Source organism: Streptomyces sp. NPDC005423 (assembly GCF_040606415.1).
In the GTDB taxonomy this organism is placed as follows: domain Bacteria; phylum Actinomycetota; class Actinomycetes; order Streptomycetales; family Streptomycetaceae; genus Streptomyces.
In genome coordinates, this window is record NZ_JBEXET010000005.1 from 172,191 (window position 1) to 183,687 (window position 11,497).

An 11,497-nucleotide genomic window follows, 5' to 3' on the forward strand; every position below is an offset into this window, starting at 1 on the left:
CGAACGAGTGAGCCTGATCCACGAGCGGGTGCCACCCTCTCCGACAAGCCGGTCAGCCGCTCAATCGGTCAGCCGGTCAGCCGGTCAGCCGCTCAATCGGTCTGCCGAGTCGGTGAGCGCCGACTCGATACCCCCTTTGCCGCCGAGCGGGGCGGCGGGGTGCGGCCGCGTGGCGGCTCGGGCGGTGGTCGCGCATGTGTCGCGGGAGGGGCGGCTGACCGGCCGAAGCTCCGGGCCCGGCCCGTTGTCAGTGCCGGCTGTTACGTTCTGTGACATGAGCGATCACGCCCTGGAGCTCCTCCGGCTCCACCCCCGCCTGGCCGAACTGGCCGCGTTCCCCTTCGACTTCGACCTCGTCCGGGCGGAACACGGCGAGCCGGTCCGGCTGGCCTCGGGCAACCCGATCCGGCCGGTCGCGGGCGACGACACGGGCGGTACGTACTTCGTCTGCGCGGACGGGTCCGTGCTGTACGCCGACTCGGAGGGCTCGGCCGGGATCATCGGCTCGCATGTCGACGAGGCGCTGGAGATGCTGATCGGGCTGCCGTGCTGGCGCGACCACGTGGATCTGTCCCCGGCGGACGGCGCGGCGGAGATCTCGGCGCGCGTCGCGGAGGTGGAGGAGGAGATCCGCGAGGAGTACGGGATCGACGCGGCGCGGGCCGAACTCCGGGGTGCTTTGGGCCTGTCGGAGCGCTCCCCGGTCGAGTACGTGACCATGCTGCACACCGCCCTGCTGCGTACGGAGCCCGACTTCCTGCTCCTCAACGCGGAGGGGGGCGGCGCGTACCAACTCCTGGACCGGCACCCCCGCCCCCCGCTGTGGGAGCCGGTACTGGCCCGGGGGCGCGCTGATCTGGCGGGGTTGCGGACGGGCGAGCGCACGGTGTGGGACGCGGTGGCCGTGGATCCCGTACGGCGTCGACTCGTGCTGCGGGCCGCGCAGTTCGACCGCGGGGACAACGATCTGGGGCCGCTGCGGTACCTGCTGCGGCACGAGGCCCGGTCGGCGCGGACCGAGGAACTCCAGCTGGCCATCGTGTTGGTGGGGCTGCACGGCCACGCGGAGGATCTGCCGCTGCTCGACGAGATCCACAGGACGGACTTCGACCTCTCCCTCGCGCTGGGCGGGCTGCCGGGAAGCGACGCGGACGGCGCCGCGCTGCGGGAGTGGGCGCGGGAACGGGACGGGTCCCTCTTCGGCAGCGACCCGTCCGACGAACCGCTGTGCCTCTGGACGGAGTTGGCGGCCGACCAGGGTCTGACCGAGTTGGCCCGGGCGTCCCTGATCCGGCAGTTGGACGCGATCGAGTCGGACCAGAGCCTGCTGCGGCTGCCGGGCGCGCCGAAGGCGCTCAACCCGTCTCCCCTGCGGACGCTCGCCGCCGGGTTCGAGCGGTTGGGGGACCTCGTCCAGGCGCTGCGCGCCCAGCGCCTCCTCACCGCCCTCCAGGACACCGCCTGGGGCCGCGTCTCGGCCCGTCTGACCCAGGCCCGGCTGGAGCGCGAGGCCGGTCAACTCGGGCGGGCGGAGCGTACGTTGACCGGCCTGCGGGAGGTCCTGGCGGCCCCCGGTGACGACTCGTCGCGGCACTGGCGGGGGGTGAACCTGGGCCGGTTCGTCGCCGAGGAGCACTACGCCCTGGTGCGCGCCCTTGCCGACGCGGGCCTCCTCGAGGAGGCCCGCGCGGTCCTGGCCGCCGGCGAGGCGATACGCGGCGGCCTCTCGGGGCCGGCCGCCGCGGCCGTCCGGGAGCGGGCCGCGGAGGCGGCCGAGCGGGTCCGCGGCCTCAGCTGAAGGGCAGGACCGGCACCCGGTCCGGCACGAAGACGTGCGAACGGCGCGCCAGGTAGGCGGCCTTGTAGCGGTCCACCTCGCGGTGCCAGTTGAGGATGCCCGCCATCCAGTGCTGGAGGTCGGTCACATAGCCCCGCATGATCTCGCGGGCCTCGTCGGACAGGTCGAAGTCGTCGTAGACGACGGGCAGTTCGTGGGCGGCGACGTGTTCGAACTGGCGCATGCGCTGGGTCATCAGGTCGTGGACGACGCCGAGGGCGGTCGGGTAGTCGATGCCGAAGAAGTTCTGGACGACGAGGATGGCGTTGTGGATCTCCCCCTCGTACTCGATCTCCTTCTGGTAGGAGAACACGTCGTTGAGGAGGCAGGCGTAGTCGATGGCGGCGTTCTCCAGGGAGCGCACGGGGCCGCTGCGGTAGACCTCGGGCGGGACCTTCGGGCCGTGGCCCATGCGGCACATGCTGAGGGTGAGGTCGGAGCCGAAGGTGGCGCGCCGCATCTCCAGGTAGTCGACGGGGTCGGGGATGCGGTGCTGGATCTGGTTGTTCACCTCCCAGACCCAGCTCTCGGTCATCGTGTTGATCGCGTCCTTCAGGGTGTGCCGGTCGCCCGGGGTCATCTCCGCGGTGGTGCGGGCCCACAGGTCGATGAGGCCGCGCTCCATGCCGTTGACCGGCACCGGGGCCTCGGCTCCTTCTAGGGGCATGCAGTCCGACAGCCGTGCGGTGGTGAGTTGGGCGGCGGCCAGGTCACGGCGGTTGCCGTAGACGAGCGGGTAGTAGTCGTCGCCGTAGGTGCCCCAGGCGAGCCAGCGTGAGCTGAGGTCGAGGGCTTCCTCGGTGGCGTCGGGGTCGATGCCCGCCGAGCAGAGCGGGAGGTCGGCGGCGGCGAGCTTCTCCTCGTCCCACACCCCCTCCTCCAGCATGCCCATGGTGTGCATCCAGCCGACGAGCCGGTGGCGGGCGCCGTCGACGTGCGGGCTCAACTCGACCTGGAACGGCATGAGGAAGTCGGGCAGCAGGGAGGGGCCGACCTTCTGGAACGGGACGTGGGTGTAGGCGCGCAGCCGCTCCGCGCCGGCCGCGGCGAGGAGCGCGCCGACGTCGGCGGCGGAGGTGCCGGGTCCGGACGGCCCGCGCAACGGCGACGCGTCGAGGGCCCCTTCGTTCATGTAGCGGCTGGAGCGCAGATGCCACTCGTGGCCACCCGACTGCCAGTCCTGCAGGCCTTGGGTGTAGGCGGCGACGGCGGCGACCTCGTCCGGGGTGAGCCCCTTCTCGACGGCGAGCGCGGGCACTTCGGTGAACGCGGTGTGCTCGAACTGGTGGAGCCGGGAGGTCAGCACGTTGTTGACGGTGTCGGCGGCCTCCTGGGTGGTGCAGCCGAAGAACGTCTCCAGGACGAGCACACCGTTGCTCAACTCGCCCTCCTCCTCCACCTCCCGCTGGTAGGAGAAGAGGTCGTTGCGCAGGTGGACGCCGTCGGCGAAGGTCTCCATCAGCACCCGCAGCGGCCTCGACCCGGCCACCGGGGCGGGCACTTCGGCCGTGGCGTACTCCACCAGTCCCGCCGACCACGGGGCGCCGCCCACCTTGCGGCGCATCTCGATGTACTCGACGGGGTTGGCGACCCGCCCCTCGTTGATGTTGGACAGCTCCCACAGGGACTCGTTGAGCAGGTGCTCGGTGGCGACGGCGAAGCGGCGGCGCCACTCGGCGGACATCGACGGCACCGTGCGGGCCCACAGGTCGGCGAGGCCCGCCTCGACCGGGTTCCGCGGCTCCGGCACCGGGGTGGCGAGATCGAGCGGCATGAACAGCGGCAGCCGGTCCAGATAGGCCTTGCCGCCGGCCCGGTCCTGGCTGCGTTTGAAGATCTCCAGGAAGTGGTCGTCGAAGAAGAACACCCACACATACCAGTCGGTGATCAGCGACAGGGCGGGACCGTCGCAGTCGGGATGGGTGTAGGCACAGAGCAGGCCGTAGTCGTGCGCGTCGAGGTCGGCCTGCTCCCAGATCCCGGAGCCCTCCAGCATGCCCATCTCGCGCGCCCACGTCGACGAGTGGGCGCGGGCCTCGTCCAGATGCGGGTTGAGGCGCGCGGTGTACGGCATGTAGAAGTGCGGGAGTTCGAACGGCTGGGTCATGGCCGGGCCCTACCCGTGCCCCCCGACGGCCATCCGCGCCGGGGGACATGATCACACCATCGCGTGAATCGGGCGTGAACCGGCACGGTGCGAGGGCGTTCTGTGGATTCGCCGTGGGTCAGGGCCTGACCTGGACCAGGGCGTGGGTGCCGGCGGTGCGCCAGCGCTGCCCCTCGGCCGCGACCAGGGCGGCCTCGGTGCGGGTGTCCAGGCCGGTGATCACATCGGACTTGAGGGTGCGCAGGGCGGCGACCGGGCCCGGGAAGCCGGCGGTGACGTCCTCGAACGGTGTGGTCGGCGGCCAGCGCCGGTCGCCCACCAGGCGCCGGTAGTTGAGGTCGCCCTTGACGATCGTCAGGGCCGCCCCGGCGAACTCGGCGCGGAGGTCGGCGGGCATCTCGGCGTACGGCAGCGGGCCGCAGGAGAAGGGGTGGGCCCGCACGGTGAGCCGGCCGTCGGCGAGCGCCGACCACAGTTCCCGTCCGTACCTCGCCGCCGTGCCCGGCGCCGAGGCGAGCCGGCGCAGCGCGTCGACGACGTCGGCGGTGGTGGCGTCGGACACGTAGTAGGGGTACGGCTTGACGTGCAGGACGGCACGCTCCACCCGCCCGTGCTGGAGGAGGTGGGCGATGAGCAGCAGGTCGGGAACGAGTTCCCGGCCGGCGTTGTCCGCGATCAGGCAGAGCGTGCCGGTGCCGGTGAGCAGCGGCCACAGCAGTTCGGTGTCGTCGGCGACGAGCGCGGGGACGGCCTCCGTCGTCTCCGCTGCGGCGGCCGACAGACGGAAGCCGAGGTCCGCGCGGTTGCCCCACAGCGATCCGTGCAGCAGGGCACGGGCCCGCTCGTCGGGTGTCCGGTCGGACAACTCGTCGAGGGCGGCGAGTTCGGCGTCCGTCTCGGGGGCGGCGAGTTCGGCGCTCTTGAAGGGGCGGAAGGGGTCGATGCCCTGCCAGGCGCCGGGGCCGAAGTAGCCGACGGCGTCGAGGAGTTGGCGGTAGAAGTAGCTCTCGGACCAGAGCCAGGGGACGTCGAACCAGGAGCGGCCGGTGTGGGTGTCGGCACCCCAGGCCGCCCACAGCCCGGCGTCGGGCGCGTCGGCGGGGAGCGGCGGGAGGACGCCCCGCGTGCAGTTGTGCACCAGGGCGTCGAGGGCCCGGTGCTGCTCGGGCCCGTACGGGAAGGCGTCCCGTACCTGCTGGACGATCGCGGGGTGGCGCTCGGAGAGCACGCTGTGCGGGAAGGAACCGGGCTCGTCGCCGAGGATCACCGGCGGTGCGGGGGCGGGGAGCATGCGCCTCACCGTACCGGCCGGGTCATCCGGCTTCGATCTCCCGCTCCAGCCGGGTGGCGAGGCTGAGATAGCGGGCGCGGCGGGGCACCGGGACCAGGGCCCGGATCATCAGGTGCCACATCTCGGCGATCCGGCGGGGCTGGAGCGCTACGTGTTCGAGGGAGCGGCCGACGACACGGGTGCCGACGAAGAAGCCGACGAGGGAGTGGGCGACGGCGTCCACGTCGAGGTCCGGGTGGACGTCACCGTCCTTGACGGCGCCCATGAGTCTGCGCGAGGTGATGTCCAGCCACTCCGTGAACGGGTGCGTCAGCGGCGGGCGGACGTCGACTCCCCCGGTGGCGAGTCGCAGTCCGGCGCGCGGGATCGGGCCCTCGGCGGCCATCCTCGCGAGGCCGAACGTGGTGCGTATCAGCGCTTCGAGCGACGAGTACCCCCTGCTGTCCATCTCCTTGGCCAGCTGCCGCGAGGCCCTGGACTGCATCTCCATGATGGTGTGGGCCAGGTCCTCCTTGGCCGCGAAGTGGAAGTAGAGGGCGCCCTTGGTGACCTGGGCCTGCTCGACGATGTCGCTCAGACTGGTCGAGTCGTAGCCGCGCCGGTCGAACAGCTCGGCGGCGGCCGTGATGATCGTCGTGCGGGTCTGTTCGGCACGTAACTGCCTCGCCATCGGCTGAACACTCCTGGACCATAAAGAACGGCTCTCGCCGTTTGTTTCTTACCCGCTGTACACGGTAGCTCACACTCCGACCGTGTCGACCTCGCACCCCGACACCATGAACTCCTCTCACGTTCCCATCACTTGCGTCTCGTTGCCACCCCCGCTACATCTCTTGACTACCTCAAGTGGCCATGGCACGTGTCAGCGACCACTCTCGGCCACCTCCGGCGATCTGGCACGGGACCGCCCCGCCGTCCGACATCTTTCGACAGCGCGGGGCAACTGGTCTGTTTTTAGGGCCGCTTACGTGTCCGCCAGGTGACGGACCCGGTGGTTCCGGACGTGCCGGTCCGCTCAACTCCCGCCCTTCGTCCGGTTACGGCCCCGGTCCGGCCCCGCCACCTGGGGCGCGCCCGCCCCGTCGGACCGTCGGCTTCCGGCCGCGAGGAGATCTTCGGCGAGGACACCCGGGATCGCGACGGCCGTCAGCAGAACACGACGGCACCGGCGTCCGCGTTCCGGGACGGCGCTCGTCACCGCCGTCCGGCGGTCTGAACACGGCGGGCCTCGTTCCCGTACTGGACGGAACAGACCGTTGCCGCGCCGGCCGAGGAGACGTTCCGGATGGACCGGATGACCGCACATCGCACCGCCCTGGCGGCCGCCGCCGTGGCCCCGCTGCTGCTGACCGTGTGGGCGGCGGGCCCGGCGCAGGCGCACGGGGCTCCCACGTATCCGGTGAGCCGGGTCTACGCCTGCTCGCCCGACGGCGCCCAGAAGGGGTCGACCGCCTGCCGGGCGGCCGTCGCGGCGAACGGGGCGCCCTTCACGTTCTGGGACAACGTGCGGGTGGGCGGCGTGAACGGCCGGGACCGGCAGGTGATTCCCGACGGGAAGCTGTGCAGCGGCGGGCTGCCCGCCTACAAGGGGCTCGACCTGGCCCGCTCCGACTGGCCCTCGACGCGGCTGGGCGCGGGCACGCGGCTGACCATGACGTACGCCTCGACGATCGCGCACACCGGCACCTTCAGGCTGTATCTGACGAAGCCCGGTTACGACTCGTCGAAGCCGCTGACCTGGTCGGACATTCCGGCGCGGCCGTTCGCGGCGGTGACGGACCCGCCGCTGACCGGCGGCGCGTACCGCATCGGGGCCACCCTGCCGGCCGGGCGGACCGGCCATCAGGTGCTCCTCACGATCTGGCAGAACAGCAGCACGGAGGACACCTACTACTCGTGCTCCGACGTGGTGCTCGCGGCGGCCGGCTCCTCGTCGGCCGGGCACACTCCGGCGAAGTCGCCGTCGGCGTCGCCGGCGTCCTCGGCGACGGCCGCCCGCTCCGGCCGGGCGACGCCTTCCAGCAGCGCCGAGTCGCCCTCGGCCGCGTCCTCTTCGGCCGCGGGAGCGGATGCGGCCACGCCGAAGGCCGAGGGGAGCGCCGCGCCCGGCAGTACCCCGGTGGCGTCCACCACCGATGCCGCCGCGGGCGGCCCCTCGGCCCCCTTGCTGGCGGGCGGCGCCGCCGCCGTGCTGGTACTCACCGGCGGCGCCGCCCTGGTCGCACGTCTGCGTCGGCGGTGACCGCCGCGCCTACGAACGTCAGTTGACGTAGACGGTTCCGCCGGGGCCGGTCACCGGGGCGTACTTCGCGGTGAAGTAGCCGTTGGCGAAGCAGAGCGACGAGCCGGACGTCTTGGTGAACGCCTGGTTGACGAAGTTGATGCTGTTGTCGGTGTTGCTCGCGGTGCCGGACAGGCTGGGCGCCTGGTACACACAGGTGATGCTCCCCAGCAGGGTGCTCAGCTTGACCGTGGTCTGGATGGTGGAGCCGCTGGCCGGGGTGACGGTCACGGTTCCGTTGGAGGCGACGGTGCTGGTGTACGGCAGGTTGTTGACCGTGATGCTGCTGACGCCGGTCACGCCGAGGACGTTGCTGCTGCAGCTGCTGCTGGTGAAGGTCTGCCCGGTCACGGACTCGGTGGCGGTGCCCGGCGCGGTCGGGTTGCTGGTGACGCTCGCGGTGAACGTCGACGAGGTGCACTTGATGCCGCTGGTGCCGGTGGCGCTGGAGTAGAGCGTGGCGTTGGTGCCGGTGGCCAGGGGCGCGGTGAGCACCGCGCCGACCGCGACGGGCGTTCCGGCGGCGCCGCCGGTGGTGAGGACCGGGGTGGCGGCCGCCGAGGCGGGGACGGTGAAGGGCAGGGTGAGCGCGGCGACGGAGCCGACGAGGATGAGGGCAGAGCGAGTACGCATGCGGGTGTACCTCTTCTGTCGAGGGTGGGGTGGTGAAGGGGTTGCGGCGCGCGTGAGGTGTGCCGCTGCCGGCCCGTGGCGCCTTCTCCGTGCGCGACGGACCGACAACGGCTACCGGCCGGTGACCTGCCGGACAGCCCTGGGTGTGGGCCTCCGGCCGGACCGGGCGGATGGGCGGCCGGGCACGGGTCCCTGGGGGAAGTGAGCCGTGCCGGTACCGCGGCGGTTCGGACTCGTGGGGCGGTGAAGTGCCCCTGCTGAAAGGGAAGTCCGGGAGCGCGGCCGATGCCGCGCCGGCGGATCCGGCGCCACGGATCCAGGGGAAGCCAGGGAGAGTTCTAGACCTGATGCTCCGTCACCGTCAAGGTGTTGTACGCAAGTTGGGCTGCCGGTTCCGGTCCGGCGGAACACCCTTCGATCTCCTGGTGCGCAGGTGGTGACACATGACCAACACTCTTTTTCCACAACTCCCTTGACCCTTCAATGTAACCCCCGGTAACTTCCTCGGCGGCTACTGCTGCGTAACCTGAACTACCTCGCATCCGCCGGGAGTTGTGAGGAGGTGCGCGGCAACCCGCTGTCCGCGCCAGGACAACGTGCCACTGAAGCCCAACCCGCATTGAACTATGCACATGGGAGCAGACATGGCCTCGTCCTCGGACGTCAATTCGTCCGCCGGCAACACCCCAGAGGACCCCGAGAGCGGTTCCGCACCCGCGGCCGTCGAGGGTCCCGACCGACGCGGTCAGGTCCGCCTGCGCCGCGCCGCCGTGATGGCGGTACCGGCCGCTCTGGCCGCCGCCGGCCTCGCGATACTCACCGCCCAGGGCGCCCTGGGCGTGCAGTTCTCCATCTCCGGTATGCCGTTCACGGTCACCGCCAAGTCGCTCGACGGCACCGGGTTCGAGCAGTTCGGCGGTCTCGACAACATGATCGACGACAGCCCGAACGCGGGCGACACCGGCGGCCAGGTGCTGATCATCACCTCCGCCATCAAGACCGCCACGCTGGACAGCCTCTGCCAGAGCGTCGACCTCGGCGGGACCAACCTGCTGATCAAGGCCGGCAGCGGCGCGACGAAGGTCACGGCCACCGACCTGGCCACGGACTCGACCCAGCTGACCGGCGACGCGTCGTTCAAGAACATCGAGATCGGCAACGACGCCAGCACCCTGAACAAGGCCGGGGTGCAGGGCAACAAGGGCGTCTTCAGCCAGCAGGCCGACACCGTGCACATCAACAACCTGCGGCAGACCAACTACGCCACCACAGCGGGCGTGTTCAAGCTGCCGGGTCTCAAGCTCAGCTTCAGCGACTCGGGTTGCTGATGTCCGACTCGCGACCGGGGACCGGGCCCGCCTTCCGACGCTGGCGGGCCCGCCGTCCGTTCTGGGGCGGGCTGCTGCTCGCCCTGGGCGGGGCGGAGATCCTCGTCACGGAGAAGGCGTCGCTCAAGGTCGTGATGCACATCGGGATGCAGGGCATGACGGGCTACCTGCTCCCGGTCGTGATGCTGCTGTGCGGAGTGCTTGTCCTCTTCAGTCCGGGCCAGCGGCTCTTCTACTCGATCGTCGGGGTCCTGTGCTCCCTCGGCACCTGGGTCACCTCGAACCTCGGCGGCTTCATGGTCGGGCTGCTGCTCGGCGTGGTGGGCAGTTGCCTGACGTTCGGCTGGCTCCCGGACCAGGAACCGCGCCGCGAACGCCGCCGCCGCAAGCGGGAGGAACGGGTGGCCGGCAAGTCGCTCCAGCAGCAGACCTGACCCGTCAGCGGGACCTGACAGCCGTACGGCGCCCACCCCGGGCGACACCGGGGTCCGACGCGTTTCCCGACCGCCGGACCCCGGTGCCGCCGCGGGGAACCCCCTACACGCGGCCCGGGACACACCTGTGCGGCCCCGAACCGTGCCCCGGCGCACGGCAGTTACCCGACGGCCTCGGACGTCTCCGACGCCTCCGACGCCTCGGGCCGGTCCGCCCGGCTGCCGCCCCGGCCCCCTCGGCTCCGGGCCGCCTTTCGCGCGGCCCCCGCCCGGTTCTCACCCGGCCGCCGTCCGGCGTCGAGTTGATCACGATGCGGCAGCGACAACTCACAGCATGTGGCTGCTCACTTGACTACCACCGGTCACACACGATTGGCTCCGGCCCAGCGAGAGTCATTCGGCCGGCGCACGCGGTGCGGCGCCGTTCACGCTCTCCCCGTCCTCTTGCTCGGCCGCACAGCGAGGTGCCGTACCCCGATGACCACTCCTCCCCCACCTCACGCCGCCCTCCGGTGTCTCCGCGGTACGGCCCTCTCCCTCGCCGTCGCCGCGTCCCTGCTCCTGTCCGGCTGCTCCGGCTCGGGCGGCGACGACTCCGGTTCGGCCACGGACGGCTCGGGCGCCGGAAGCTCCGCCCGGCTCAAGATCGCCCTGGTCACCCATGGCGCGAAGGGCGACGCCTTCTGGCAGTTGGTGCGCAAGGGCGCCGAGGCCGCCGCCGCCAAGGACGGGGTCGACCTGACGTACGCGAGCGACCCCGACGCCTCCGGTCAGGCCGAGCTGGTCCGGGACGCGGTGCGGGACAAGGTCGACGGCATCGCGCTGACGCTGGCCAAGCCGGACGCGATGAAGGGCCCCATCGCCGCGGCGAAGTCGGCCGACATCCCGATCGTCGGAATCAACTCCGGTATCGACGCCTGGCGTTCGGAAGGCGTCCTGGAGTACTTCGGCCAGGACGAGAGCGTCGCCGGCCGCGCGGTCGGTGACAAGCTCGACGACCTCAAGGCAGAGCACGCCGTGTGTGTGATCCACGAGCGGGGCAACGTGGCGCTGGAGGCGCGCTGCGCCGGTGTGAAGAAGACGTTCACCGGCCAGACCGAGATCCTCTACGTGGACGGCACGGACATGGACGCCGTCTCCGCCACCGTCACCGCCAAGGTGAGGCAGGACCCGAGCATCGACGAAGTGGTCATGATGGGCGCCCAGTTCGCGCTGACCGCGGTCAAGTCCGTGCAGCAGGCGGGCAGCAAGGCCAAGGTCGCCACCTTCGACCTCAACAACGACCTGGTCAAGGCCGTGCGCGGCGGAGACATCCAGTTCGCCGTCGACCAACAGCCCTACTTGCAGGGCTACTACGCCGTCGACTCGCTGTGGCTCTACAAGACCAACGGCAACATCAGCGGCGGCGGGGTGGCTCCGGTGCTCACCGGCCCGGCGTTCGTGACCCAGACCAACGCCGGGGCGGTCGCGAGGTTCGCGGCCAACGGCACGCGCTGAGCGGACACTTCGTACAACGATGTCGCGACGGATTGCCCGACCCCCGTGCGCGAGCCGGGTTGTGCGGCTAGCATCCAGCGCACCCCTGC

General features: G+C 71.3%; 9 protein-coding genes. 5 read left to right on the forward strand and 4 right to left on the reverse strand.

The window, feature by feature from the left end; all coding sequences use genetic code 11:
- The first annotated feature begins 274 nt into the window (after positions 1-274).
- Positions 275-1,798 carry a hypothetical protein gene (locus ABZT12_RS09750; RefSeq protein WP_356380130.1) on the forward strand — a complete coding sequence of 508 codons (1,524 nt, stop codon included), beginning with the start codon at positions 275-277 and terminating at the stop codon, positions 1,796-1,798.
- Here the strand turns inward: ABZT12_RS09750 and cyc2 are convergent.
- The 3 genes from cyc2 to ABZT12_RS09765 all read right to left on the reverse strand — a co-directional run bounded on the left by cyc2 (position 1,791) and on the right by ABZT12_RS09765 (position 5,905).
- Positions 1,791-3,944: a germacradienol/geosmin synthase Cyc2 gene (gene cyc2 / locus ABZT12_RS09755; protein WP_356380133.1), complete on the reverse strand. Its 2,154-nt coding sequence runs from the start codon at positions 3,942-3,944 to the stop codon at positions 1,791-1,793. The two genes, ABZT12_RS09750 and cyc2, sit on opposite strands and share 8 nt — an antisense overlap.
- Positions 3,945-4,062: 118 nt before the next feature.
- A complete protein-coding gene (locus ABZT12_RS09760; protein ID WP_356380136.1) occupies positions 4,063-5,235 on the reverse strand; it encodes a damage-control phosphatase ARMT1 family protein in 1,173 nt (390 codons plus the stop codon).
- A gap of 22 nt (positions 5,236-5,257) precedes the next feature.
- Positions 5,258-5,905 carry a ScbR family autoregulator-binding transcription factor gene (locus ABZT12_RS09765; protein WP_356380139.1) on the reverse strand — a complete coding sequence of 216 codons (648 nt, stop codon included), beginning with the start codon at positions 5,903-5,905 and terminating at the stop codon, positions 5,258-5,260.
- Between the two features lie 615 nt (positions 5,906-6,520).
- Between ABZT12_RS09765 and ABZT12_RS09770 the strand changes: the two genes are divergently transcribed.
- On the forward strand, positions 6,521-7,477 hold the full coding sequence (locus ABZT12_RS09770; RefSeq protein WP_356380142.1) for a lytic polysaccharide monooxygenase: 957 nt from the start codon (positions 6,521-6,523) through the stop codon (positions 7,475-7,477).
- Positions 7,478-7,495: 18 nt separating this feature from the next.
- Here ABZT12_RS09770 and ABZT12_RS09775 read toward each other — a convergent pair whose 3' ends face one another.
- Entirely contained in the window at positions 7,496-8,149 is a 654-nt protein-coding gene (locus tag ABZT12_RS09775) for a Tat pathway signal sequence domain protein (RefSeq protein WP_356380145.1), read from the reverse strand.
- Positions 8,150-8,793: 644 nt separating this feature from the next.
- Between ABZT12_RS09775 and ABZT12_RS09780 the strand changes: the two genes are divergently transcribed.
- From ABZT12_RS09780 to ABZT12_RS09790, 3 genes are all read left to right on the forward strand, one after another.
- Positions 8,794-9,477, forward strand: coding sequence for a DUF6230 family protein (locus ABZT12_RS09780; RefSeq protein ID WP_356380282.1), 684 nt, complete (start codon positions 8,794-8,796; stop codon positions 9,475-9,477).
- Positions 9,477-9,911 carry a DUF6114 domain-containing protein gene (locus tag ABZT12_RS09785; RefSeq protein ID WP_356380148.1) on the forward strand — a complete coding sequence of 145 codons (435 nt, stop codon included), beginning with the start codon at positions 9,477-9,479 and terminating at the stop codon, positions 9,909-9,911. Before ABZT12_RS09780 ends, ABZT12_RS09785 begins: the two co-directional genes overlap by 1 nt.
- A gap of 477 nt (positions 9,912-10,388) precedes the next feature.
- Positions 10,389-11,408 carry a substrate-binding domain-containing protein gene (locus tag ABZT12_RS09790; protein ID WP_356380151.1) on the forward strand — a complete coding sequence of 340 codons (1,020 nt, stop codon included), beginning with the start codon at positions 10,389-10,391 and terminating at the stop codon, positions 11,406-11,408.
- Positions 11,409-11,497 lie beyond the last annotated feature (89 nt).